The sequence below is a fragment of the Stenotrophomonas sp. AG209 genome (assembly GCF_003550055.1).
Lineage (GTDB): Bacteria > Pseudomonadota > Gammaproteobacteria > Xanthomonadales > Xanthomonadaceae > Stenotrophomonas.
The window spans coordinates 58,137-83,474 of sequence record NZ_QXDB01000005.1; the positions used below are offsets into that span (position 1 = coordinate 58,137).

A 25,338-nucleotide genomic window follows, 5' to 3' on the forward strand; every position below is an offset into this window, starting at 1 on the left:
TCCCGGCCCTTCCGCCGTCCGCCGGTGGTTGGTCGGCCCCGGCGGTGGCGCGACGCGATTACGCCGCCGCCAGCTCCGCATCGATCTGCCGCGAACGGTCGAAGGCGGTCATCGCGCTCATCCGTGCAATGTAATCAGCCGTGGCCGGCGCAGGCTGCACCAGGCCGAAGGCCGTTGTCCAGGCCAGCGCATTGCCCCACAGCACGTCGGCGGCGCTCATCGTTTCGCCGAGCAGGTAGGGGCCCTGCGCCAGCTGGGCCTCGATCACCTGCAGCACGGTCTCGGCGTCGTTGTACGGCGACATCAGGCGCGGCGGCGGCTCGCGGTGCATCGCCTTGTCGATCATCGCCGGCTCGAAACAGGCGCCGTAGAAGGCCATCCAGCGCAGGTAGGGGCCGCGCAGGGCATCGCCGATCGGCGGTGCCAGACCGGCCTCTGGATACAGGTCGGCCAGGTACAGGTAGATCGCCACCTGTTCGGTCACCAGCGCACCGTTGTGGACGATGGCCGGCACCTTGCCCATCGGGTTGATGGCCAGATAGGCCGGGGCCAGGTTGGCGCCGGCCTTCAGGTCCAGCACCTGCATGCGGTAGTCCGCACCCAGCGCTTCGAGCAGGGCCACGGCGCCGCTCGAGCGCGAACGGGCGGCGTGGTACAGGGTGATCTGGCGTGAGGTCATGGCATTGCTCCTTGCGGTAGGTGGTGAACTGGAGGCCATCCTGAGGCACTATTGCGGACGACTTCTGTCCTCGATCCTTCATGCGCCATACCGCCCATCGACTGCTGCGCCTGATCGCCCTGCTGCAGGCCCGCCGCCAGTGGTCGGGGGCCGAGCTCGCCGAGCGCATGGGCGTGGACCGGCGCAGCATCCGCCGTGACATCGAGCGCCTGCGCGAACTGGGCTATCCGGTCCAGGCCTCGTCCGGGGTTGGCGGCGGCTACCAGTTGGGGGCAGGGGCGCCGGTGCTGCCGATGCTGCTGGATGAGGAGGAGGCGACCACCCTGGCCATCGCCCTGCGCGCGGCCTCGGCGACCGTCGCCGGCATCGACGACACCGCACGCGGCCTGTTGTCCAAGCTCGACCCGCTGGTGCCGACCCGTCGCCGCCAGCAGGCCGGCGAGGTGCATGCGGCAACGGCCACCCTGTCCGACCTCCCGTCCACCGACGCACGCCTGCTCGGACGGCTGGCCCAGCACTGCCGGCAGGCGTCACGGCTGGCCTTCGAATATCGCAGTGCCCAGGAAGCGGTGACCCAGCGCGAGGTCGAGGCGCAGCACCTGGTCAATTGCGGGCGGCGCTGGTACCTGCTGGCCTGGGACCTCGGCCGGCAGGACTGGCGCACCCTGCGCGTGGACCGGATGGGCGCGGTGCGCGAATGCGCCGAGCCGGGCATGCACCGCCGTACGCCCGCACCGCCGGACGTGATGGTGCGGCAGGCGGTCAGCCAGGCCCCGTTCGCGCTGCAGGCCATCGTCCGCCTGGCCGGCAGCCGTGCCGAACTGGAAGGCCGCATCCCGCCCTGGTGTGGTGTGCTGGAGGCCGATGGGCCCGACCATTGCCTGCTGCGCATGGGCGCCGAGAGCCGCGGCATGATGCTGGCGCAGATCCTCAGCCTGGACCGGGTGCCGGTGGCGTTGTGGACCACGCCGCCGGGCCTGCGCGATGAACTGGCACAGCGCCTGGCCGGATTGGGGCAGGTGCTGGCTGTGCCGCCGGTCACAGGCTGAGCCGCGTCGCTTGGCAAGCCCCGGCGAAGCTGGGACACTCGCCGGCATGAAGGGGATACTGGGGACAACGGCGATCATCATCGCTGCGCTGACCGCTGCGCCGGCCAGCGCGGGCACCCTGTTCAAGTGCCAGGGCGCCGACGGCGTCACCAGCTACGTCAGCAAGCGCGTGGCCGGGGCCCGCTGCAGCGCCATCAGCTACAGCCGCGACCTCCGCCCGGCACCGCGCCCGGTGGTGGCCGCGCCGAAGCCGGCGCCGACCACCGTGGCCAGCATCGAGCGCAACCCGGTGGCGGTGGCAGCCAGCGCTGCGGCACCGGCGGCTGTGCCCCCGCCGACGGCTGCGCCAGCCGCCGTACCCGCGACCCCGGTCGCCTCGCGCAGCGGGCGCATGGTCAGCGGCCAGGTCTATTCCTTCATGAAGGATGGCGTGCGCCACTACACCAGTGCGCGGCCGACCCAGGTGGCCAACCTCGGCCCGGTGCGCACCATCCGCTACAGTTTCATGGAGCGCTGCTACGCCTGTGGCGTCAACCCGCGCGTGGACTTTGGTTCGGTGCGCTTGAACACCACCGCGTTCCAGACCGAGATCTCCTCGGCCGCGCGCGAGTTCGGCGTCGACGAAGCCGTGGTTCGCGCCATCATCCACGCCGAGTCGGCGTACAACCCGACCGCGCTCAGCCGCGCCGGCGCGCAGGGGCTGATGCAGCTGATGCCGCCGACCGCGGCCCGTTTCGGGGTCAGCGACTCCTACGATGCCGGGCAGAACATCCGCGGTGGCGTGCAGTATCTTGCGTGGTTGCTGAAACGCTTCAATGGCGACCTGACCCTGGCTGCCGCCGGCTACAACGCCGGCGAAGGCGCGGTCGACCGCCACGGTGGCGTGCCGCCCTACAGCGAGACCCAGTACTACGTGCGCCGGGTCGGGCAGCTGGCCGAGCGTTACCGCACCGCATTGACGCATCAGTAGTGCCGGCCGCTGGCCGGCAACCCCGCAATCTAAAGTTGTTGCAATGCGTTGTGTGGCGCGCGACGGTTCCGCTACACTCGCCCATGATTCAATGCGGCTCTGGCCCCCACCGGATCCGCTGGCAGCCTTAAAGCTACCTAATCAATATCGGAGTGCCGGATGGCCAACGATGGGGTACACGATCCAGTCAACACCGGACGTCGGCGTTTTCTTTCTGCCACCACAGCCGTGGTGGGCGCCGTCGGCGTCGGATTCACCGCAGTTCCTTTCATCAAATCCTGGAACCCCAGTGCCCGTGCCAAGCTTGCCGGCGCACCGGTGGTGGCCGACATCAGCGCCCTGCAGGAAGGCCAACGCCTGATCGTGGAGTGGCGTGGCCAGCCGATCTGGATCGTCAAGCGGTCCAAGGCGATCCTCGATGCGCTGCACGGGCTGGATGGCCGCCTCAAGGACCCCGAGTCCGGAGAGAAGGACCAGCAGCCGGACTACGTGCTGAAGCAGAACCCCGAGCTGCGCTCGATCAAACCGGACATCTCGGTGCTGGTCGGCCTGTGCACGCACCTGGGCTGCTCGCCGGAAATGGTCGCCGAGATCCGGCCCGAACCCTATGACCCGCAGTGGAAGGGCGGCTACTTCTGCCCCTGCCACAAGTCGCGCTTCGACATGTCCGGCCGCGTCTTCAAGGACGTGCCGGCGCCGATCAACCTGAAGGTGCCCGCGCACCACTACCAGGACGACAACACCATCATCATCGGTGTCGATCCGCAGGGGGCAGCCTGATGGCCAATATCCTCGCTCGTACCGCCAGCGGCGTGGCCGACTGGGTCAACGCCCGCGCGCCGGGCCTGATGCCGGTCTACCGCAAGCACGTCACCGAGTACTACGCGCCGAAGAACTTCAACATCTGGTACTACTTCGGTTCGCTGGCGCTGCTGGTGCTGGTCAACCAGATCGTCACCGGCATCTTCCTGACGATGCACTACAAGACCAACGCCGCCGAGGCGTTCGGCTCCATCGAATACATCATGCGTGATGTGGAGTGGGGCTGGCTGATCCGCTACATGCACTCCACCGGGGCCTCGCTGTTCTTCATCGTGGTCTACCTGCACATGTTCCGCGGCCTGCTGTACGGCAGCTACCAGAAACCGCGCGAGCTGGTGTGGATCCTGGGCATGCTGATCTACCTGGTGCTGATGGCCGAAGCCTTCATGGGCTACGTGCTGCCGTGGGGCCAGATGTCGTTCTGGGGCGCCAAGGTGATCATCTCGCTGTTCGGCGCGATACCCGTGATCGGCAACGGCCTGACCGAATGGATCATGGGCGACTACCTGCCCAGTGACGCCACGCTCAATCGCTTCTTCGCGCTGCACGTCATCGCACTGCCGCTGGTGCTGCTGTTGCTGGTGGTGCTGCACCTGGGCGCGCTGCACGAAGTGGGGTCGAACAATCCGGATGGCGTGGAGATCAAGAAGGGGCCGAAGGGCAACCGCTGGTCGCCGAACGCCCCGGCCGATGGCATTCCGTTCCACCCGTACTACACGCTCAAGGATGGCGTCGGCGCCGGCTTCCTGCTGATCATCGCCGCCTTCATCATCTTCTTCGCGCCCGGTTTCGGCGGCCTGTTCCTGGAGCATGACAACTTCACCGAGGCCAACCGCCTGGTGACGCCGGAGCACATCAAGCCGGTCTGGTATTACACGCCTTACTACGCGATGTTGCGCGTGGTGCCGAACAAGCTGGGCGGCGTGCTGGTGATGTTCTCGGCCATCGCGATCCTGTTCCTGGTGCCATGGCTGGACAAGGCGCGTGTGAAGTCGGTGCGCTACCGCGGCTGGATCTCGAAGGTGATGCTGGGCGTGCTGGCGGTGTGCTTCGTGTGGCTGGGCGTGATTGGTTCCGGCCCGGGCACCGACGTGCACGAGACCTACATCGGGCGGGTGCTGACCTTCCTGTATTTCGCGTTCTTCATCACCATGCCGCTATGGACAAGGTTGGACAAGACCAAGCCGGTACCGGAGAGGGTGACCACGCATGACTGAGCGCTGGATGGTCCGGCTGGCCCTGGCGGCCACCCTGATGCTGGGCAGTTTCCTGGCCTCCGCCGCCGAGGGCGGCACCAAGCTGCTGCAGGCCGGCAACGACCTCGGTGACCGCGCCTCGCTGCAGCGCGGGGCGCAGCTGTACATGAACTACTGCTCCGGCTGCCATGCGCTGAAGTACCTGCGCTATTCGCGGATGGCGCAGGACCTGGGCCTGACCGAAGAAGAGGTGATGAACAACCTCAACTTCACCGGCTCGGCGATCGGCGACCCGATCCCGGTGGCGATGCCCAAGGAGAACGCCGAGAAGTGGTTCGGCAAGATGCCGCCGGACCTCAGCCTGATCGCGCGGGTACGAGGCAGCGACTGGGTCTACACCTATCTCAAGTCGTTCTACCTGGACAGCAGCCGGCCCCTGGGCTGGAACAACGCGTTGTTCGCCAATGCCTCCATGCCCAACCCGTTGTGGGAGATGCAGGGCCTGCAGCATGCCGTGCATGGCAAGCCCGAGGCCCCCGGCATGGACCCGCCGGTGACCGGCCTGCGCATCGAAACGCCCGGTTCGGTGGATGCCGGCCAGTACGACCAGGCCGTGCGGGACATCACCAACTTCCTCGAATACGCCGGCGAACCGTCCGCACTCAAGCGCCAGCAGCTGGGCGTCTGGGTGATCCTGTTCCTGGCCCTGTTGACCTTCCTGCTGTACCTGTTGAAGAAGGAATACTGGAAGGACGTTCACTGATTCTGCCGCCGGCCATCGCACGGGCCTATTGGCTTTTGTGATGGTCGGTTGCACACTCGGGGAGGAGTCGACCGCTGGCACGGTGCCGGCGGCGCCGATGCGGCAGGCGGTCTCCTGTCGTGGGAGAGCCTTTGATGGCGGCGAGCGTACGCATGCGCAATACACTGACGCTGTTTTCCTCGAACGACGACGTACTGTGCCACCGGGTACGCCTGGTGCTGGCGGCCAAGGGGGTCACCTTCGACTTCGTTCCGGTCGATCCGCAGAACCCGCCTGAAGACCTGATCGACCTCAATCCGTACCACTCGGTTCCGACCCTGGTCGAGCGCGAGCTGGTGCTGTACGCCGCGTCGGTGGTCAGCGAATACCTGGACGAACGCTATCCGCATCCGCCGCTGATGCCGGTCGATCCGCTCTCGCGTGCGCGCATCCGCCTGGCCATGCTGCGCATCGAGCACGACTGGGTACCGCAGGTGCAGGCCATCCAGCTGGGCAACAAGACCCAGGCCGAGGCCGGCCGCAAGCGCCTGAAGGAACTGCTGACCGCCTCGCTGCCGCTGTTCAAGGCCAGCAAGTTCTTCCTCAATCCGGAAATGAGCCTGGCCGACTGCGCGATGGCACCGATCATCTGGCGCCTGCAGTCGCTGGACGTGCCGCTGCCGAAGGACGGCAAGGCGATCGAGGACTATGGCAACCGCATCTTCCGCCACCCGGGTTTCGTCCGCAGCCTGACCGACCAGGAAAAGAAGCTGCGCGATCTGCCGGTCTGATCCGACCTTGCGTAACCCGTCTGCACGCCGACCGGCGTGCAGGCGATCCGCCCCGGCGGGGCGCCGGGCGCGTACACTTCACGCATGACCGAAGACTTCTTCCACATGACCAGCCACCGCCCGTACCTGCTGCGGGCGCTGGTGGAATGGATCAACGACAACCAGCTGACCCCGCACATCCTGGTCGACGCCGGCGTCCCCGGCGTGCAGGTCCCGCCTTCGGCGGTCAAGGATGGCCGGGTCGTGCTCAACATCGCCGAACGTGCCGTCGTGCGGTTGATGATCGACAACGAAATGGTGAGCTTCTCGGCCCGCTTCTCCGGCACCAGCTACCCGGTGCAGGTGCCGATCAGTGCCGTGCTGGCGGTCTATGCCCGCGAGACCGGGCAGGGCATGGCGCTGCCGGATGACATTCCGGGCAACGAAACCGCACCGACCAGCGATGAGCTGCTGCACGAGGAAGGCACGCCGCCGGACGATACGCCGCCGGCCAGTCCGCCGCCGAAGGGCCGCCCGAACCTGCGCGTGGTCAAGTAACCATTCCGACGCCGCCCCGATGGGCGGCGTTTTTCTTTGCAGGATTTACCGGTGGGTGCCGACCGTTGCTCGGCACTCAAAGTCCTTAGACATCCTCGGCATCCTCCGCATCCGGCCGGATCTGGCTGATCCGCGCGGCACCGGGGCCGGTGAACGAGATCAGCTGGTCGCCACGCAGCACCATGCGGCCCACGTGGCGATCGATGCCATCGTAGGAATATTCGAACTTGAAGGTGCGCTCGAAACCGAGCCGTCCATCCTCGCCACGCGACAGTCGCAGGCCGGTGGCGTGCACCGCCTGGTCCAGCCACTGCACATCGGCGGCGCGGCAGGCATTGCGGCCCAGCTCGACCGCGCGCTCGGCGGCCGAGCGTGCGGCGTTCCAGAAGAAGTAGATGATTCCGCCGGCAATCAGCAACAGCAGCAGGGTGGGCATGGCGTCAGCCGTCAGAGGTCGATCCCGCAAAGATGGCGGCGAACGCGCGCTGGATCAAGCGCTGCATTCACCGCCGCGGCTGCGGTTCGCTGGATACCGGCTGCGCGGGCACGATGACCGGTTGCGGTGCCGGGGCGGGCTGCATCGGCGTCGCAGTGGGCGAAGGCATCACCAGCGGTGATGTGGCGGTCAACTGCAGCAGCGCTGCCCAGTCCTGGCGGTTGAAGCTGCATTCGTCCTCGCGGCCCGGCGTGCAGCTGGGGTCGATGCCGGTGCTGTTGCGTTCGCGCGCCGGCGGCAGCTTGATCAGTCCGGTGCGCTCCAGCGGCAGCAGCCGCATCGCCACGGTGTTCATCACGTTGCCGCCCACCAGATACAGGGTCTGGTCGCCGCCGAGGTTGGCGGCCACCACCACTTCGCAATGCGATTTCCAGTGGCCCACCGAACCATTGCCCAACGCCTGCACCAGTCCGCTGTAGCTGAGCGTGCTGCTGCGGTCACGCAGGAAGCACAGCAGATCGCCGGGCGCGGGTTTGGCCGTGGCCGGGTCGACCAGCCGGTACGGCACGCCCGAGGGCCCGCCCTGGTACGCGGCGCGGATGTAGTCGATGTGGCGTGGCGACGTGTTGAAGCCGGGCACGCCGGACTGCACCATCACCCAGGAAATGAACGCGGCCGACCACGGGTTGTCGACCAGGAAGGCGCGGCAGTCGCTGTCGGTGTAGCGCGTACCCAGCGGTGCCAGACAGCTGCTGGCGCCGGCGATGCTGCCCATTGCGTTGAGCGTGCCGCTGTTGCGCCAGTAGCCGGCCACGCGCTGCCAGGCGATCAGCCCGTTGTCGGCCAAGTGATCGCTTTCGGCTTCGGTGACGCTGAGACTGGCGGCGCGGCCATCGCGATCGATGAAGGGCCGGAACCAGAGCCGGTGTTCATTGCAGGCGGTATTGCGGATGGCCACCGCCAACGGGCTCAGGCCGAAGCGGGGCGGCACATCGCAGGCTTCGGCGGCCGCTGCGGACAGCGGTGCCGCAGCCAGCAGCAGACAGGCAGGCAAGAGCATCCGGCGCATGCGCGGCTCCTGTGGGGGATGCCTGCAGCGTCGCAGCGCTGTCGTGAACGCCGGGTGTGAGAACGGGGTCAGATCCCTTTTCCCATTGAGAAGGGATCTGACCCCGGGCCAGGCCTCAGCCCGGCGGCGGGCCGAGCTTCAACGACAGATCGATGGCCTGCACGTGCTTGGTCAGGCCACCGATGGAAATGCAGTCGACGCCATCCTCGGCGATCGAGCGCAGACCGCCCAGGCCGACGCTGCCGGACACTTCCAGCGGAATGCGGCCGGCCGTGATGCGCACTGCCTCGCGGCGCAGGTCGGGGCTGAAGTCGTCCAGCAGGATGCGTTCGCAACCGGCTTCGAGCGCCTGGCGCAGCTGCGCCAGGTCCTCCACTTCGACCACCAGCGGCAGCGCGGGCCACTGCCGGCGTGCGCCCGCCACGGCGGCGGCCAGCGAACCGGCTGCGCGGATGTGGTTTTCCTTCAGCATCACCGTGTCGTACAGGCCGAAACGATGGTTCTCGCCACCGCCGCAGCGCACCGCGTACTTCTGCGCCAGGCGCAGGCCGGGCAGGGTCTTGCGGGTGTCGAGGATGCGCGTGCCAGTGCCGGCCACGGCCGCCACGTAGCGTGCGGTGGTCGTGGCGGTGCCGGACAGCGTCTGCAGGAAGTTCAGCGAAGTGCGCTCGGCGCTGACCAGGCTGCGGCTGCGCCCGTGCAGCAGGGCCAGCACGGTGCCTGCGGTGACCGCGTCGCCTTCGGCAACCTGCCAGTCGATGCGCACGTCCGGGTCGAGCGCGCGGTGGGTGGCGTCGAACCAGGGGCGGCCGGCAATCACTCCGTCCTGCTTGCACAGCAGGTAAGCGCTGTCGGCCTGGTCGGGCAGCAGGGCGGCGGTGACATCACCGCTGCCCAGGTCCTCGGCCAGTGCACGCGCGACATCGGCGGCGACAACGGCCGCATCCGGCGTCGGCAGCATGCTCATGCGGCCGGGAAGTCGGCGATCTGGGCGGTCGGGATGGCTTCTTCGGCCAGCAGCACCGGGATGCCGTCGTCGACGCGGAATACCTGCTTGCGGTCGCGGGTGACCAGCGCTTCGCGCAGCGGCTGCGCCAGCGGGTTGCCATCGGCCTTGTTCACCGCGCCGGCGGAAATGGCCTTGTTGAGGGCTTCCAGGCCCTTGCCATCCAGCAGGGACAGGGGCTGGCGGGTGTCCGGCGACACCAGCAGGTCGAGCAGCTTGCGATCCATGGTTCTTCGTCTTGCGTGGAAGACGGCTAGAATACGTCTTTAAGGCAGGTGACGGCCAATGACCCCCAACCCGATCGCGCCGCTTGTCGGCATCGTCATGGGTTCCCGTTCCGACTGGGAAACCATGCAGCACGCCGCCCAGAAGCTTGAAGCCCTGGGTGTTCCGTTCGAAGTGAAGGTGGTGTCCGCGCATCGGACGCCGGATGTGTTGTTCAGTTACGCCGAGCAGGCGGGCCCGCGAGGCCTGCGCGCGATCATCGCCGGTGCCGGCGGGGCCGCCCACCTGCCGGGCATGATCGCCGCCAAGACCGCCGTGCCGGTATTGGGTGTGCCGGTGCAGTCCAAGGCCCTCAACGGCATGGATTCGCTGCTGTCGATCGTGCAGATGCCGGCCGGCATTCCGGTCGCCACCTTCGCCATCGGCAATGCCGGCGCCTCCAACGCTGCGCTGTTCGCCGCCGCGATGCTGGCCAGTGACCAGCCGGCGATCGGCCAGGCGCTCGACGCGTTCCGCGCACGCCAGACCGAAGACGTGATGGCCCACGACGATCCGCGCCAATGAGCCTGACCGTCGGCATCCTGGGCGGCGGCCAGCTCGCCCGCATGATGGTCCTGGCCGGTGCGCCGCTGGGACTGCGCTTCGAGCTGTACGACCCGGCCGCCGACGCCTGCAGCGGCCCGCTGGCGCCGCTCACCGTCGGTGCCTTCGATGACCGCCAGGCGCTGGCGGACTTCGCCGCCAAGGTCGATGTGGTCACCTTCGATTTCGAGAACGTGCCTGCCGACAGTGCACAGTTCCTGGCCGACCGCGTGCCGGTCTATCCGCCGCCGGCCGCACTGGCCGTGGCCCAGGACCGCTTGAGTGAGAAAACCCTGTTCCAGCAGCTGGGCATTCCGCTGCCGGCCTTCGCTGACATCCGCAGCCGTGACGAGCTGGCGGCGAAGGCCGCCGAATTCGGCCTGCCGTGCATCCTCAAGACCCGCCGCCTGGGCTACGACGGCAAGGGGCAGTTCCGCCTGCGCAGCGAAACCGACATCGATGCTGCGTGGGACGCGCTGGGTGCGCAGGTCGAGCGCACCGGCCTGATCCTGGAAGGCTTCGTGGCCTTCCAGCGCGAGGTCAGCGTGGTCGCCGTGCGCGGCCGCGATGGCAGCTTCGAGGCGTGGCCGGTCACCGGCAACTGGCATGTCGACGGTGTGCTGTCGGCCAGTGTGGCCCCGGCCGTGCTGTCCGACGCCGAGCGGCAGGCAGCGATCGGCTATGCCCGTCGCGTCGCCGAACACCTGCAGTACGTCGGCGTGTTCGCGCTGGAGCTGTTCTGCCGTGATGGTGAGCTGCTGGCCAACGAGATGGCGCCGCGCGTGCACAACTCCGGCCACTGGACCATCGAAGGCAGCGAGACCTCGCAGTTCGAGAACCACCTGCGTGCTGTGCTGGGCCTGCCGCTGGGCAGCACCCGCATGCTCGGCCATGCCTGCATGCTGAACTGGCTGGGCCGGATGCCCGATCCGTTGCCGGTGCTGGCCCAGGCCAGTGGCCACTGGCATGACTATGGCAAGGAGTCGCGCGAAGGCCGCAAGGTCGGCCATGCCACATTGCGCGATGACGATGCCGCAGCACTGGCCGACGCGTTGGACCAGGTGGGCCTGGAACTGGACCGCCAGGCCCAGGTGGCACCGGCGGTGCACGCGCTGCGCAACCGCTGAACGCGGGCGTGCCGGCGTGCGGCCGGCACACCCCTGTATGGCTGCAACGGTGTGACGCATCGGTGCAGCCATCGGCGCAACATTGCCGGTGGTAGCGTGGAGCTCCTTTCACAGGAGTCACGACCATGCTCGACTGGAATGCCTACCGCAAGGAACTGAAGGGCCGCATCGGCGAGATCGGCAAGCTCTCGCCCGACACGGTCAAGGGCTACGCCACCCTGTCCAATGCTGGTGCCCAGACCAACCACCTTGATGCCAAGACCCGTGAGCTGATCGCGCTGGCGGTGGCGGTGACCACCCGCTGTGACGGCTGCATCACCGTGCACGTGGACGCGGCGCTGAAGCATGGCGCCAGCCGCGAGGAAATCGCAGAGGCGCTGGGCGTGGCGGTGTCGCTCAACGCCGGCGCCGCGCTGGTGTATTCGGCACGGGTGATGGACGCCGTGGCCGCACACGAGAACGCGTGAAGCTCTGTTCTGTTTCCCGGTAGTGCCGGCCGCTGGCCGGCAACCCCGGCATATTTGCGCGCCCAGTGGATTGCCGGCCAACGGCCGGCACTACCCATGGTCGAGTCGCCGCTTCAGCGCAGCTGGCTCTCGGCGAATTCCCAGTTGACCATCTGCCAGAACGCGTCCAGGTAGCGTGCGCGATCATTCTGGTAGTCGGTGTAGTAAGCGTGCTCCCATACGTCGCAGCACAGCAGCGGGGTGCTGTCACCGGTCAGGGGCGTGCCCGCGTTGCGGGTGGCCTGGATGCCCAGCTGGCCACCCGGGTGCTGCACCAGCCACACCCAGCCCGAGCCGAACAGGCCCAGCGCGGTGCGGTTGAACTCCTCGCGCAGGCGCTGCGCGTCACCGAACTGGCGCTTCACCAGCTCGCCCAGCCGGCCCTGCGGTTCGCCGCCGCCGCGCGGGCGCAGGCACTGCCAGTAGAAACCGTGGTTCCAGGCCTGGGCGGCTGCATCGAACAGCGAGCCCTGGGCATGGCGCACGATCTCTTCCAGTGACGCTTCTTCCCACTCGGTGCCGAGGGTGCCGGCGTTGACCGCGTCGACATAGGCGCGGTGGTGGCGGCCGTGATGCAGTTCCACGGTCTGCGCGGACAGGTGGGGCTGCAGGGAGCCGGAGAGGTAGGGCAGGGCGGGCAATTCGACGGGCATGGACAGGTTCGTGGCCAGGGGACGGCGGCAGCCTGTTCCATCCGCTTACAATGGCGGCTACCGTGGGCAGTCTAGCCGACCATCACGGTCGGTTTGTCCGGCGAAGCAAGGAGTGTGGTTGTGGCGGTAATGCAGCAAATCCAGGCCGAGGTCGATCGTTACCCGCTCGTGCTGTTCATGAAGGGCACCCCGCAGTACCCGATGTGCGGCTTTTCCAGCCGCGCCGTGCAGGCGTTGATGGCTGCCGGCGCCGTCACCCTGCGCACCGTCAACGTGCTCGAAGAGCCGGAGATCCGCGCCAACCTGCCGCGCTTCTCCAACCTGCCGACCTTCCCGCAGCTGTTCATCAACGGCGAGTTGATCGGCGGCTGCGACATCGTCATGGAACTGTTTGAATCCGGCGAGCTCAAGCGCATCGTCGAAGAGGCGACCCAGGGATGAGTGCCTGGCCGTCGACGTCACCGACTGACGGGGCGCTCGATGGCCGCCCGTTGCAGGACCGCGTGGTGCTGGTTGCCGGTGCCGGCGGCGGGCTGGGCAGTGCCGCGGCGGTTGCCGCTGCAGCGGCCGGGGCTACCGTGGTCCTGCTGGGGCGCAAGCCGCGCCGGCTGGATCGGGTCTATGCCCAGGTCCAGGCGGTCGGCCCGGAACCCTTGCTGTACCCGCTGGACCTGGAAGGCGCCGGCCCCGATGACTATGCCGAACTGGCCCAGGCCCTGCAGCGCGAGCTGGGGCGGCTGGATGGCCTGCTGGCCTGCGCCGCGCATTTCCCCGGCCTGACCCCGTTCGAGCTGGCCGACCCGGCCAGTTTCGCCCGCGCGGTCCATGTCACCCTGACCGCCCCGGCCTGGCTGGCCCAGGCTTGCCTGCCGCTGCTGCGGCAGCGCGAGGATGCCGCCCTGGTATTCGCCGTGGATGCGCCCGAGCGGGTAGGGCAGGCCTATTGGGGTGGTTATGGCGTGGCCCAGCATGGCCTGCGCGGCCTGATCGGCAGCCTGCACGATGAGTTGGGCCGCAGCCCGGTGCGGGTCAGCGGTCTGTACCCGGGGCCGCTGCGCACGGCGCTGCGGGCCCGCGCCTATTCCGTCGATCAGGACCCGGCTGCCCGTGCTCCGGAAGCCGCGGCGGCCGCGGCGGTGACCCTGCTTTCCCCGGCCGGCAGCGCCTGGCGGGGCCGCATCCTCGATGCCAGCGGAGCCTCTGGCGACGCGTGAAGACGACCGTAAGGCGGAATGAAGATCCCGTCACGATTGCGTTGCGATCCGGTGCCGTTTGTCGCACAACCGTCACATTGATGGCGTAGCGTGTTAATCTAGTGTTAACCGTTATGGCTGCCTTCAGCCAAGCGGTAGGGAACCCCAGATAACTCTCCGACCAGCCACCCGCAGGGCTGATTGGATGCGCTTTTTTTCCGCCATCGCCAACTCGCATCGAGGCTACCGAAAAATGACCCACCCACTCCGGATGTCCAAGCTTACCCTTGGTCTCGTGGCTGCACTTGCTGCCGCTCCCGCCTTCGCCCAGACCACCACTGCCGGTGTCGGCGGCCAGGTCGTGACCAGCGGCGGCCAGCCCGTCGCCGGTGCTGAAGTCACCATCACCCACACCGAGTCGGGCACCGTGTCGCGCGCCACGACCGACGCGGCGGGTCGCTACAACGCGCGCGGCCTGCGCGTGGGTGGTCCGTACACCATCACCATCACCAAGCCGGGTGAAGGCACCAAGACCGAAGATGGCGTCTACCTGGGCGTGAACCAGACCGGCACCATCAATGCCATCCTGACCGGCGACATGGCCAAGGCCACCAACCTGGACACCGTGCAGGTCACCGCCGTCGGCGGCGGCTCGGAAGTGTTCAGCGCCACCAAGATGGGCTCGGGCACCAACATCAGCCAGGAGCAGATCGAGATTGCGCCGTCCATCGGCGGCAACATCCAGGATCTGATGCGCCTGGACCCGCGCGTGACCTTCATCGACCGCGCATCGGGCTCGATCTCGGCCGGTGGCCAGAACCCGCGCTACAACTCGATCAACATCGACGGCGTCTCGGCCAGCGACACCTTCGGCCTGGAAGGCAACAACATGCCGACCCGCCGCCAGCCGGTCGCCATGGAAGCCATCGAAGCGCTGGACATCAACCTGTCCAACTACGACGTCAGCATCGCTGGCGCTGCGGGTGCCACCGTCAATGCGGTGACCAAGTCCGGTACCAATGAATTCCACGGTTCGGTCTACGGCACCTACCGTGACGGTGACTGGTTCGGCAAGAACCCGGAAGGCAAGAAGTTCAACGGTTTCAACGACGAAAAGACCTACGGCATGACCCTGGGCGGCCCGATCGTCAAGGACAAGCTGTTCTTCTTCGCCAACTACGAGAAGTTCAAGCAGTCCGCGCCGGGCGCCGACCTGTCCAGCACTGCGCTGGGCAAGGCCAATGCTGACTACAGCATGGCTGACGTGACCCGTGCCCAGGAAATCGCCAAGGGCTATGGCTTCGATGCCGGCGGTATCGAAAGCAACGGCAACACCGATCTGGAAGAGTACGCACTGAAGCTCGACTGGAACATCAACGAGAACCACCGCGCCAACATCCGTTACAGCAAGCTCGAGCAGAGCAAGCTGCGCATCAACGGCATGGGTTCGACCTCGCAGGCGTCGCTGAGCTCGTACTGGTACCAGCACGTCAAGACCAACGAGAGCTACGTCGCCCAGGTCTTCAGCGACTGGTCCGACACCTTCTCGACCGAGCTGAAGGCTTCGTACCGCGAGTACTCGGCCGTCCGCCAGGTGCCGACCAATGCCCCGAGCATCCGCATCTACTTCCCGCGCGGCGGCGATGTGACCACGCCGGAAGGCGACTCGCTGTTCCTGGGTACCGAGACCAACTCGCAGAACAACGTGCTGGAAACCAAGGCGTGGAACTACTACGCCGCCGGTACGCTGACCCTGGGTAACCACGACCTGAAGTTCGGTGGTTCGTACGACACCAACGATGTCTACAACTACTACGGCGCTGGCTCGTGGGGTGCTTACACCTTCTACGGCCTGGACAATTTCGCCAAGGGTCAGTGGCAGACCTACCAGCTGAACAAGGAAAAGAGCGCGAACTCGATCGCGGCTGACTACAAGTACAGCAATCTTGCCCTGTTCGTGCAGGACACCTGGTACGTCAACAGCAACCTGACCCTGACCATGGGCCTGCGCGGCGACCGTCCGAAGGTGAGCCCGGCGCCGGCGTACAACCAGAAGGCGCAGACTGTCTTCGGTTATGACAACAGTGCGGTGTTCCCGAGCAAGTTCCTGATCCAGCCGCGCTTCGGCTTCAACTACACCTTCGACACCGAGCGCCCGACCCAGCTGCGCGGCGGCATCGGCCTGTTCCAGGGTGATGCGCCGCAGGTGTGGATCAGCAACAGCTACTCCACCACCGGCTTCAACTACGACTCGTACAACATCAGCCGCTACAACGGTCAGAAGTTCAATCCGGACAAGGACAACCAGCCGGTCCCGACCACCCCGGGCAGTGCGCTGCAGAACGTCAACTTCGTCGGTCGCGACTTCAAGCTGCCGTCGCTGTACAAGGCCAACCTGGCCTTCGATCACGAGCTGCCGTGGTACGGCATGGTCGCCTCGGCCGAGCTGCTGGTGACCAAGGTCAAGGATGGCCTGTACTACCAGCACCTGAACCTGGGCAAGGGCCGTCAGGTCGGTGCCGATGGTCGCGTGAACTACTACGTGCCTTCGGCTGACGGCAGGGCGTGGGGCACCAACGATGCGCGCAATGGTTATGCCGCACAGGGCTTCAACAACGTCTACCTGATCGACAACACCGACCAGGGTCGTACCTCGCAGTTCACCGTCTCGCTGAGCAAGCCGTGGAGCGCCAGCAGCGACTGGTCCTGGAACCTGGGCTACACCTACACCGATGCCAAGGAAGTGGGCAGCCTGACCAGCTCCACCGCCAGCTCGGGCTGGGGCTACCAGTACGCCTTCAATGCCAACGAGGAAATGCTGAACACCTCGCGCTACCAGATCCGCGACCGCCTGTCGGGCTCGCTGAACTGGAAGCACAAGTTCTTCGGCGACTACGAGACCAAGGTGGGTCTGGTGTACGAAGGCCGCAGCGGCCGTCCGTACAGCTACATCTATGTGAACGACGCCAACGGCGACGGCCGTTCGGGCAACGACCTGTTCTACGTGCCGCGTCGCGGCGAGGTCCTGTTCGGCACCCTGTCCAACGCCGGCAAGTTCACCGCCGATGCGGCGATGGAGAAGTCGTTCTTCGACTGGCTGGCGGCCAACCCGCAGCTGGCCAAGTACGAAGGCCAGGTGGCTCCGGCCAACCAGTTCCGTACCGGCTGGATCAACACCTTCGACATCCGCATCAGCCAGCAGCTGCCGGGCTTCATGAAGGGCCACAAGTCGGAGATCTGGCTGGACATCCAGAACGTCGGCAACATGCTCAACAAGAAGTGGGGCAACATCTACGACTACGGCTTCTACGCCAACGCTCGTGTTGCCAGCCTGCAGGGCCTGTACAACGGCAAGTACGTCTACAACTACCGTGGCGCGGACCTGCCGAGCGTCGCCAACTCGGATGCTGACGGCTTCGACGTCGGTGTGTCGCAGTGGTCGATGCAGCTGGGCTTCCGCTACCAGTTCTGATGCACTGACGTAGCTGTGCTGTAAACGGAAACGGCCGGGGAAACCCGGCCGTTTCCCGTTCAGGCGAAAGTCCTTGCAGGGTGCAAGGCAAGGGCGTAGCATCCAGAAATGTGCGCGGCGCCAACGCCGCCGATGCGGTCCCGGAAAGGCGAACGCGGGAAGCACATATCCAACGGTCGGGCTTCCCGGCCGTTTTGCTTTTTAAGGGGGCGGCAGTACAGTCGGAAACCTTGAAGGAAGCGAAAAATTGGACATGACCACGAACGAAAAATCGGCCCGTGCACTGCCGGTGCAGGATGCGCGGATCTACCCGCGCGGTGGGCTGGATGTGCTCTCGCGGGCCGAGGTGGCACGCCTGCGCGATGCCTCCGCGGGCGGCATGCATGAGCTGCTGCGTCGCTGCGCGCTGGCCGTGCTGACCAGCGGCAGCGCCTCGGACGATCCGCGCGCCGCGCGCGATCTCTACCCTGATTTCGACATCCAGGTGGCGCAGCAGCATCGCGGCGTGCGCATCGACCTGGTCAACGCACCGGCGATGGCCTTTGTCGACGGCGAGATCATCCGCGGCGTCGCCGAGCTGCTGTTCGCCGTCGTGCGCGATCTGGCCTACATGGCCATCGAGATGGGCCCGGCCTACGCCGCCGAGCTGGAGTCGTCCGAGGGCATCACCAATGCGGTGTTCGGCCTGCTGCGCAACGCCCGCATCCTCAACCCGGGTGATCCGAACCTGGTGGTGTGCTGGGGCGGCCACTCGATCTCGCGCGATGAGTACCTGTATACCAAGCAGGTCGGCTACGAGCTGGGCCTGCGCGGCCTGGACATCTGCACCGGCTGCGGCCCGGGCGCAATGAAGGGCCCGATGAAGGGCGCCACCATCGCCCATGCCAAGCAGCGCCGTACCGTGACACGCTACATCGGCCTGACCGAGCCGGGCATCATCGCCGCCGAGTCGCCGAACCCGATCGTCAACCACCTGGTGATCATGCCGGACATCGAGAAGCGCCTTGAGGCCTTCGTCCGCATCGGCCACGGCATCATCGTGTTCGCCGGTGGCGTCGGTACCGCCGAAGAGATCCTGTACCTGCTCGGCATCCTGCTGCGCGAGGAGAACAAGGACCTGCCGTTCCCGCTGATCCTGACCGGCCCGACCGTGGCCGCGCCGTACTTCGAGCAGATCGATCGCTTCATCCGCCTGACCCTGGGCGATGAGGCTGCCGAGCGCTACGAGATCATCATCGGTGACCCGGTGGCGGTGGCCAAGAAGATGGCCAACGGCATCAAGCGCGTGCGCGAGCACCGCCTGGCGCAGAAGGATTCGTTCTTCTTCAACTGGTCGATCGAGATCCCGTGGGAGTACCAGCAACCGTTCGTGCCGACCCACGAGGCGATGGCGGCGCTGGACCTGCATCACGGGCGTGCCCCGCACGCGCTGGCGGCCGACCTGCGCCGGGCGTTCTCGGGCATCGTGGCCGGTAACGTGAAGGAAGACGGTATGCGCCGCATCGAGCAGTTCGGGCCGTTCCAGATCCACGGTGACCCGGACATGATGCAGGCGCTGGATGCGCTGCTGCGCGCCTTCGTCGAGCAGCGCCGGATGAAGATCTCCGGCGAATACCAGCCCTGCTACCAGGTGCTGGCCTGAATCCGGGCCGGCGCGATGGGGATCGCGCCGGCACTGGCAGGGGAGGGCGGGTCGTCAAGCCTTTGACGCCCGTCGCCCCGGATTGACCGTTCATCCTGCCGCCGCTTGCCGGTGGCGGGGCGATGGCCCATCGTGGCCACCAACACGCTGGGGAGCGTCCAATGTCTTTGCGCCGGCAAAACGGTTTCACGCTGGTTGAACTGATGGTCACGCTGGCCGTCTTCGTGATCCTGGCGTCGATCGCCTATCCGAGCTTCCGCGGGATGATCCGCTCGAACCGGCTGGCGACCGCCAACAATGAACTGATCGCGCTGGCCAACCTGGCCCGCAGTGAAGGCATCCGCAACAGCAACGGTGGCGGTGTCTGTGGCAGCGCCGATGGCAAGGCCTGTGATGGCGACTGGTCCAAGGGCGTACTGGCCTGGTCGGACCTCGATGGCGACGGCCAGATGGGCAGTAATGATGTCGCGCTGCGCTTTTCGCAGGGCAACCCGCAGCTCAGCGTGGTGGGTCCGCCGGGTGCGGTCATCGCCTTCGACGGGCGCGGCCGACGCCGGGCGGTTGCTGACCAGACGCTGGTGCTGTCGCCGGATGCGTGCAAGGCCGGTGAATCGAAAAGCACGCTGACGATCAACCAATCCGGCCAGGTCCGGGTGACCAAGGGAACCTGCTCATGAGCCGCCGCAACCTGGCCCGCCCACGGTCTTCACAGGGCGGCTTCAGCCTGATCGAAGTGATGGTGGCGGTGCTGATCCTGGCATTCGGGCTGCTGGGCTTTGCCCTGCTGCAGACCACCAACGTCCGCTTCGTGCAGAGCGCGAATTACCGTACCCAGGCCACCAACCTGGCCAACGATCTGATCGAGCTGATGCGCGCCCAGCGTACCGACACGCTGGCCGGTGGCGCCTATTCCTCGGCCTCGTTCTCGGCCGGCTCGGTGAAGCCCAGCGGCGCCTGTTCCTGGCCGACCGGCGCCGCCGTGACGCCAAAGACGAACGTGGCGCGCTGGCAGTGCGAGGTCGCACGCACGCTGGGCGAGAAGGCCAGCGCGCAGGTGACCTTCGTGCAGAGCACCGGCCAGGTCACCGTGGCCATCAGCTGGGGTGACCAGCGCTGGGATCCGAAGGATCCCGACAGCCTTACCACCTTCGGCCTGACGACCTTCCTGTGAACGCGCCCATGAGTCCAATTTCGCGAGCCCGAGGCCTGTCGCTGATCGAACTGATGATCGCCATGGTCATCGGTCTGGTCCTGATGCTGGGCGTCACCCAGATCTTCATCGCCTCGCGTGCGGCGTCACGCCTGTCCGAAGGCGCGGCCCGCACCCAGGAGAACGCGCGCTTCGCGCTGGATTTCCTGCAGCGTGACCTGCGCATGGCCGGCCATTTCGGTTGCGTCAACGACCAGGCCCACGTGGTCAAGAACACCGGCGATGTCGGCTACCACCTGGGCATCAGCTCGGGCAGTGGCGACCCGCAGGATTTCTCGGTTCCCGTGCAGGGATACGAGGCTGCAGGTACGGCGCCGGGCGCCACGCTGACGCTGGGCCGTGCGTGGAGCGCGGCGCAGTCGGTTCCGAAGAGCATCGCCAACCTCAAGCCGGCACCGTTGCCGGGCAGCGACATCCTGGTACTGCGCCTGATGAGTCCGGAAGGGGCCGTCGTCACCGGCATATCCGTGGCCGCGGGCGCGACCACACTGACCGTCTCCAGTGATGGCATGGCCCGACTGAAGGCCAATGCCGCAGGCACGCCGACGGTCTTCGGCGTGGCCGACTGCACCCGTGCGGACGTATTCCCCGCCACCATCACCGGTTCGACGGTGAAGGTCGACAAGGTCGACCTGAGCAACTATTCGGTCAACAACGCGATGACCATGCTGTATCGCGCCGATGGCATGGCGTACTACATCGCGACCAATCCCAATGGCGAGCCGGCGCTTTACCGGGCACGCGCCAATGGCGCCGGCGGCTACGCCGATGGCGAGGAGCTGGTGGAAGGCATCGAGAACATGCAGTTCCTGTATGGCCTGGATGCCACCACGAACATTGCCCTGCCCACGCCGCCGACCGGTCGCATCGTGGACCAGCGCGTGGCCAGTGCGGTGAGTACCGGCACCGATGCCGCCGCCGCGGGGCAGTGGCGCCGCGTCGGCATGGTGCAGGTGGGCCTGCTGGCGCGCAGTCCGCAGCGTGCGTCGGCCGAAGCGCCGGGCAGCGCGGCCACCTATCCGGCCATCCTGGGGGTGGGTTTTGCCCCGGCCGATCCTTACGACCAGCGCCATCGTGGCGCCTATGAAGCGTCCGTTGCGCTGCGCAACCGCTTGTTCGGGAACTGACGACCATGCGCACTCATCCTTCCTCCCGGCGACGTCCCTTTGCCGGTCCCGCAAGACAGGACGGCGCCGTGCTCTACGTCGCGCTGATCATGCTGGTGCTGCTGGCCCTGCTAGGCGTGATCGGCATGCAGGTGGCCGGCATGCAGGAGCGCATGGCGGCCGGCTACCGGGCGACCAACATGGCGTTCCAGAACGCCGAAGGTGCGGCGCGCAGCGCCGAGAACGCGGTGGAGAACATCGCCAACCGGAAGGATGCCGGTACCAATCCGGCCGTAACGTCCGCCGACATCAGCCAGCAGTGCGATGACGGCTTCGATCCTTCGGGGTGGGTCGCGAAAACCAAGCTGGGCAGCAAGCCGGCGATCTATGTCCGTGAAATCCAGGGCTGCATCCAGGGGGAGGGTGCGCTGGACATGGGCAAGTCGGTGGAGAAGCCAACGCCGGTCTACCAGATCACGACGTATGCCGGTGATACCACCAGTGATGCGACGTCGCGTGCGGCGATCGATACCGTATTCAAGCTGTGAGGGTGGGGAGCCCATGAACACTCGCAACCGCAGGATCCTGGCAGGCGTTGGCCTTGCCGTCTTGGCCGCTGGCGGCTATCTGGCGCATACCCTGTTTGCTGCACAGGCGCAGGGCGTGCTGGCACAGGAGCCGATGAACGTGCAGACGCGCGCGACACCGGCGTTCATCATGGCGGTGGACGATTCGGGTTCGATGAACTTCGAGCGCATGTTCCCCGGTGGTGACGGCCGCATGCGCTGGAATTCCAGCAACGGCAGCTTCTTCAACAACGATGGAAGCTTCTTCAGCGTGGGTACGGCGTGCGCCAACAACTCGGTGGACTGCTATCTCTACCTGTACCCGCACGCGGATTTCAACAAGGAGTATTCGCCGGGTCGCGCCATTCCGCCGCTGGACATCTACGGCTTCGCCCGTTCGCATGTCTACAACGCCAGCTACTTCAACCCGGACGTGACCTACCGCCCGTGGACCAATGCCGATGGCACGCTCTGGGCTGACGCGGTGCTCACCCAGACCCGCGCCGATCCGCGTTCGGGCCAGCGCGGTTACAACGCCGTGTACAACATGACGACCGACCGTTCCACGACGGCGGAGCAGTTCCAGTTCGTCAGCGGCATGCGGATTCCCGACCTGTCCGGCACCGGTAACTCCTATTACACCGGCCGTGGCTGGAGTACGGCGGCGATCAGCAACACCGGCAACACCACCTATGCGGTGACCTATTTCCCGGCCACGTTCTACCTGCCAGCGGCGGCGCCGGCACCGGCGGGCTACAAGACCGACAATGCCAGCCGGCCGCTGATCGCAGGGGCCTGTGGCCCCGGCTGCGACATGCGCCGCTACCAGATCAAGTCGGGCAACTATTCAAGTTCCGCGGCCTACAACGCCGCGATCCAGAACTTTGCCAACTGGTTCCAGTACCACCGCAACCGTGTGCTGGCGATCGTCGGTTCGTCGACGGCCGCGCTGGTCAGCGTGGACACGATGCGCGTGGGCTACTTCACCATCAACAAGCTCAGCAACGCGACCATGTACGACATGGTCACCAACCGTGCTGATCTGTACTCGCAGATCTACGGGTTGACCGCCAGTGGCGGCACGCCCAATCGTCGCGCCGTGGAGTACCTGGTGGACCAGTTCCGCCGTACCGATAGCGGCGCGCCGGTCCAGCTGGCCTGCCAGCGCAACGGCGGCATGCTGTTCACCGACGGCTACACCAACTCCGGCAACACGGCGAACAGCGGTTTCGGTGATGCCGATTCGGTGAACTCGACCCATCTGCCGTCCATTCCGTTCGCCGATGGCTACAGCAATACCATCGCCGACATCGCGGCGGCGGCCTATGCCGGTTCCCGCACGCCCCTGCGTACCGGGACCAGCTTCCCGGCCGGGCAGGTGCCGGTCAGTGACAAGTGCAATTCGCTGGACAAGAGCAGCCCGGACTGGAAGCGCCTGGACTGCCAGACCGACCTGCACATGAATTTCTACGGCGTGACCCTGGGCGCGCAGGGCAAGATCTATGGCGTCAACCAGGCAGCGACCGACGATCCCTACAAGAACCCGCCGAACTGGGCCGGCAACGGCAACCCGATCAATGTCGATGACGGTACCGTCATCGATGAACTGTGGCACGCGGCCGTGAACAGCCGTGGCGAATTCATCAACGCACAGACCCCGGCAGATGTCACTGAGGCCATGCGCCGGGTGCTGTCTTCGATCACCGGTGGTGCATCGCCGTCGGGAACGATCGGCATCAGTGGTGCGCGCATCGGCACCGGCTCGCTGGCGGTGACCCCGCGCTATGACATCACCAACAGTGGCACCGACTGGTCGAGCAAGCTGACCGCATCCAGCGTCAAGGTCAACGCCGACCAGGTGGCGGAACTCACCGAGGTGTGGGAAGCCTCCAGCCGCCTGACATCGTCCGGTCGCCGGATCGTGGCCAACAAGCTGGGTTCGCCGGTGGACTTCAACAGCGCCCGCATCAGCCTGCAGGATCTGTGCAGCAAGCCCAGCGGCAAGTACGCGACGATGCTGGTCTGTTCCAGCGACAAGCTGACGACGATCAAGGCCGACCTGGCCAGCGCCATCAACTATCTCAGTGCCGACAGCTCGACCGAAGTCCGCAACGGCGGCAAGTACCGCGACCGGACCACGCCGCTGGGTGACATCGTCAATTCGGCGCCGGTGGTGAGCTCGCCGCTGGACGACTACGGTTACCGCCAGCTCGGTGGCACCTACGCCAAGAGCTATACGGACTACCTGGCCACCAAGGCCAAGTCGCAGCGGTACATGGTGTATGTCGGTGCCAACGACGGCATGCTGCATGCCTTCGATGGCGGCATGAAGGCTGATGCCAAGCAGGATGGCACGGGTGGCAAGGAGAGCTTCGCCTACATCCCGGCTACCGCGCTGGGCCATATGGCCAACCTGCTGTTCCCCTATAAGTCCGACACCGCCGATCAGACGTTCCGTCATCGCTATTACGTCGATGGCCCGGTTGCCGTGTCCGATACCTTCAATGGCAGCAGCTGGCAGACCAGCCTGGTGGGTACCACCGGTGCCGGTGGCCGTTCGGTGTTCGCACTGGACGTCACCACGCCGGACAGCTTCGGCACCGGCAACGTGTTGTGGGAAATCAGCGACATCAACTCGTCGCTGAGGGACGAGGTACGCAACAACATCGGCTTCGTGCTGGGCAAGCCGGTCATCGTGCCGGTGAAGAGTGGTACCGGCGTGGCCTGGAAGGCGATCTTCGGCAATGGCTACGGCAGCGCCAACGGCAAGGCGGTGCTGTTCGTGGTCGATATGGCCACCGGCGACATCCGGATGATCGAAGCGGTCGAGGGCACCTCAGGCGCCGGCATCTCCGGGGACAATGGATTGGGCAATGTGGTCGTGGTCGATCGCTGGACCGGCGCGAGCCAGGATGCGCGCGGCCGTGATGGACTGGCCGACACCGTCTATGCAGCCGATCAGCGTGGCGCGGTGTGGAAGTTCGACCTGACCAGCAGTGCGAATACCACGCTGACCGTGCCGATGTTCACCAGCCAGGCGGCCCAGGACTCCTCCAACAAGACCTACCGCCAGCCGATCACCGGTGGCATGACCGCCGCGACCGGGCCCTCCGGTGGCGTGATGCTGTATTTCGGCACCGGCAGCTTCTCGTTCACCAGCGACAAGGATGACAAGGCGCAGCAGGCGCTGTATGCCGTGAACGATCTGTCGGGCAAGACGGTGACCTCGACGGTGACCGCTGCCAACCTGGTTCCGTACACGGCAGCAGCCGCCGCTGCAGGGGCTGATGAGCGCAAGATCACGGCGGGTGCGGCTCCAGCCAATGCGCGCGGCTGGATGATCCAGCTGCCTGCCGGCAATGGCGAGCGCGCGGTTGGCAATCCGACCCTGGTCAGTGGCATCGTCTTCATGCCGACCTATGTGCCCAACATGGAAACGGTCGGCTGTTCGACCAGTGGCTCGAACTGGTTGTTCGGACTGTCGTCGATCAGCGGCCTGCCGATGCTGGAGAACGTCCGCTACGGCTCGCCGGCCGGTAGCCAGCCCGGATCAGGGACCGCGGCGATCGCGTTGAAGACCGGGGGAACCGCGCCGGTGCGTGACGTCTCGTTGTCCGTGCTGCCACGTCCGACGGAAAACAAGGGGCCGCCCGGAGGCAGCACCTGCTGGATGGCCGTCGGTGCGGCGGGCAGCCAGTCGCTGTATCTGCCTTACCCGTGCGGTCGCCAGTCCTGGCGCCAGCTCCAGTAACCCCAGTG

Annotated in this window: 25 protein-coding genes; 19 read left to right on the forward strand and 6 right to left on the reverse strand. The window is 66.4% G+C overall.

Annotated features, from left to right (window positions below):
- Positions 1-58 precede the first annotated feature (58 nt).
- Positions 59-679 carry a glutathione S-transferase family protein gene (locus DFO63_RS19170; RefSeq protein ID WP_012510589.1) on the reverse strand — a complete coding sequence of 207 codons (621 nt, stop codon included), beginning with the start codon at positions 677-679 and terminating at the stop codon, positions 59-61.
- Between the two features lie 80 nt (positions 680-759).
- On the opposite strand from DFO63_RS19170, the gene DFO63_RS19175 reads away from it, so the two are divergent.
- The 7 genes from DFO63_RS19175 to DFO63_RS19205 all read left to right on the forward strand — a co-directional run bounded on the left by DFO63_RS19175 (position 760) and on the right by DFO63_RS19205 (position 6,786).
- Complete coding sequence (locus tag DFO63_RS19175; protein WP_119007603.1) at positions 760-1,728, forward strand: WYL domain-containing protein; 969 nt, start codon at positions 760-762, stop codon at positions 1,726-1,728.
- 46 nt (positions 1,729-1,774) lie between these two features.
- Positions 1,775-2,698 carry a lytic transglycosylase domain-containing protein gene (locus tag DFO63_RS19180; RefSeq protein WP_049446102.1) on the forward strand — a complete coding sequence of 308 codons (924 nt, stop codon included), beginning with the start codon at positions 1,775-1,777 and terminating at the stop codon, positions 2,696-2,698.
- A gap of 159 nt (positions 2,699-2,857) precedes the next feature.
- On the forward strand, positions 2,858-3,478 hold the full coding sequence (petA, locus tag DFO63_RS19185) for a ubiquinol-cytochrome c reductase iron-sulfur subunit (RefSeq protein ID WP_004151998.1): 621 nt from the start codon (positions 2,858-2,860) through the stop codon (positions 3,476-3,478).
- Entirely contained in the window at positions 3,478-4,737 is a 1,260-nt protein-coding gene (locus DFO63_RS19190) for a cytochrome bc complex cytochrome b subunit (RefSeq protein ID WP_005415946.1), read from the forward strand. The genes petA and DFO63_RS19190 overlap by 1 nt, the downstream gene beginning before the upstream one ends.
- A complete protein-coding gene (locus tag DFO63_RS19195; RefSeq protein ID WP_014036596.1) occupies positions 4,730-5,479 on the forward strand; it encodes a cytochrome c1 in 750 nt (249 codons plus the stop codon). The genes DFO63_RS19190 and DFO63_RS19195 overlap by 8 nt, the downstream gene beginning before the upstream one ends.
- Before the next feature lie 134 nt (positions 5,480-5,613).
- The gene (locus DFO63_RS19200; protein ID WP_005408842.1) at positions 5,614-6,249 is read left to right on the forward strand and encodes a glutathione S-transferase N-terminal domain-containing protein; all 636 of its coding nucleotides are present in this window, start codon (positions 5,614-5,616) and stop codon (positions 6,247-6,249) included.
- Between the two features lie 84 nt (positions 6,250-6,333).
- Positions 6,334-6,786 carry a ClpXP protease specificity-enhancing factor gene (locus tag DFO63_RS19205; protein WP_005412806.1) on the forward strand — a complete coding sequence of 151 codons (453 nt, stop codon included), beginning with the start codon at positions 6,334-6,336 and terminating at the stop codon, positions 6,784-6,786.
- A gap of 85 nt (positions 6,787-6,871) precedes the next feature.
- Here the strand turns inward: DFO63_RS19205 and DFO63_RS19210 are convergent, their stop codons facing one another.
- The 4 genes from DFO63_RS19210 to DFO63_RS19225 form a co-directional block, all read right to left on the reverse strand.
- Entirely contained in the window at positions 6,872-7,222 is a 351-nt protein-coding gene (locus DFO63_RS19210) for a DUF3301 domain-containing protein (protein WP_049423257.1), read from the reverse strand.
- 67 nt (positions 7,223-7,289) lie between these two features.
- Complete coding sequence (locus DFO63_RS19215; RefSeq protein ID WP_049446097.1) at positions 7,290-8,291, reverse strand: DUF2272 domain-containing protein; 1,002 nt, start codon at positions 8,289-8,291, stop codon at positions 7,290-7,292.
- A 115-nt stretch (positions 8,292-8,406) separates the two neighbouring features.
- Positions 8,407-9,258: a carboxylating nicotinate-nucleotide diphosphorylase gene (gene nadC / locus DFO63_RS19220; RefSeq protein ID WP_119007604.1), complete on the reverse strand. Its 852-nt coding sequence runs from the start codon at positions 9,256-9,258 to the stop codon at positions 8,407-8,409.
- Positions 9,255-9,524, reverse strand: a complete 270-nt coding sequence (locus DFO63_RS19225) for a Trm112 family protein (RefSeq protein ID WP_005408847.1) — start codon at positions 9,522-9,524, stop codon at positions 9,255-9,257. Before DFO63_RS19225 ends, nadC begins: the two co-directional genes overlap by 4 nt.
- Before the next feature lie 58 nt (positions 9,525-9,582).
- On the opposite strand from DFO63_RS19225, the gene purE reads away from it, so the two are divergent.
- The 3 genes from purE to DFO63_RS19240 all read left to right on the forward strand — a co-directional run bounded on the left by purE (position 9,583) and on the right by DFO63_RS19240 (position 11,698).
- Complete coding sequence (gene purE, locus DFO63_RS19230) at positions 9,583-10,086, forward strand: 5-(carboxyamino)imidazole ribonucleotide mutase (protein ID WP_005412808.1); 504 nt, start codon at positions 9,583-9,585, stop codon at positions 10,084-10,086.
- Positions 10,083-11,231 carry a 5-(carboxyamino)imidazole ribonucleotide synthase gene (locus DFO63_RS19235; RefSeq protein ID WP_119007605.1) on the forward strand — a complete coding sequence of 383 codons (1,149 nt, stop codon included), beginning with the start codon at positions 10,083-10,085 and terminating at the stop codon, positions 11,229-11,231. Before purE ends, DFO63_RS19235 begins: the two co-directional genes overlap by 4 nt.
- 125 nt (positions 11,232-11,356) lie before the next feature.
- Positions 11,357-11,698 carry a carboxymuconolactone decarboxylase family protein gene (locus DFO63_RS19240; protein ID WP_049446091.1) on the forward strand — a complete coding sequence of 114 codons (342 nt, stop codon included), beginning with the start codon at positions 11,357-11,359 and terminating at the stop codon, positions 11,696-11,698.
- A gap of 113 nt (positions 11,699-11,811) precedes the next feature.
- Here the strand turns inward: DFO63_RS19240 and DFO63_RS19245 are convergent, their stop codons facing one another.
- Positions 11,812-12,390 carry a superoxide dismutase gene (locus tag DFO63_RS19245; protein ID WP_101765229.1) on the reverse strand — a complete coding sequence of 193 codons (579 nt, stop codon included), beginning with the start codon at positions 12,388-12,390 and terminating at the stop codon, positions 11,812-11,814.
- Between the two features lie 120 nt (positions 12,391-12,510).
- Here DFO63_RS19245 and grxD point away from each other — a divergent pair, with 120 nt between their 5' ends.
- From grxD to DFO63_RS19290, 9 genes are all read left to right on the forward strand, one after another.
- Positions 12,511-12,831 (forward strand): Grx4 family monothiol glutaredoxin, encoded by a 321-nt coding sequence (gene grxD / locus DFO63_RS19250; protein WP_005415957.1) that lies wholly within the window; start codon positions 12,511-12,513, stop codon positions 12,829-12,831.
- On the forward strand, positions 12,828-13,604 hold the full coding sequence (locus DFO63_RS19255) for an SDR family NAD(P)-dependent oxidoreductase (protein WP_049445999.1): 777 nt from the start codon (positions 12,828-12,830) through the stop codon (positions 13,602-13,604). Before grxD ends, DFO63_RS19255 begins: the two co-directional genes overlap by 4 nt.
- Positions 13,605-13,854: 250 nt before the next feature.
- On the forward strand, positions 13,855-17,055 hold the full coding sequence (locus tag DFO63_RS19260) for a TonB-dependent receptor (RefSeq protein WP_049446001.1): 3,201 nt from the start codon (positions 13,855-13,857) through the stop codon (positions 17,053-17,055).
- Positions 17,056-17,308: 253 nt separating this feature from the next.
- Entirely contained in the window at positions 17,309-18,697 is a 1,389-nt protein-coding gene (gene ppnN, locus DFO63_RS19265) for a nucleotide 5'-monophosphate nucleosidase PpnN (RefSeq protein WP_119007606.1), read from the forward strand.
- 161 nt (positions 18,698-18,858) lie between these two features.
- Positions 18,859-19,374, forward strand: a complete 516-nt coding sequence (locus DFO63_RS19270; RefSeq protein ID WP_014036605.1) for a Tfp pilus assembly protein FimT/FimU — start codon at positions 18,859-18,861, stop codon at positions 19,372-19,374.
- Positions 19,371-19,868 carry a type IV pilus modification protein PilV gene (gene pilV / locus DFO63_RS19275; protein WP_014036606.1) on the forward strand — a complete coding sequence of 166 codons (498 nt, stop codon included), beginning with the start codon at positions 19,371-19,373 and terminating at the stop codon, positions 19,866-19,868. The genes DFO63_RS19270 and pilV overlap by 4 nt, the downstream gene beginning before the upstream one ends.
- Positions 19,869-19,876: 8 nt before the next feature.
- A complete protein-coding gene (locus tag DFO63_RS19280; protein ID WP_119007607.1) occupies positions 19,877-21,034 on the forward strand; it encodes a PilW family protein in 1,158 nt (385 codons plus the stop codon).
- A 5-nt stretch (positions 21,035-21,039) separates the two neighbouring features.
- A complete protein-coding gene (locus tag DFO63_RS19285) occupies positions 21,040-21,561 on the forward strand; it encodes a PilX N-terminal domain-containing pilus assembly protein (RefSeq protein WP_119007608.1) in 522 nt (173 codons plus the stop codon).
- Between the two features lie 13 nt (positions 21,562-21,574).
- Complete coding sequence (locus DFO63_RS19290) at positions 21,575-25,330, forward strand: PilC/PilY family type IV pilus protein (RefSeq protein WP_049446008.1); 3,756 nt, start codon at positions 21,575-21,577, stop codon at positions 25,328-25,330.
- Positions 25,331-25,338 lie beyond the last annotated feature (8 nt).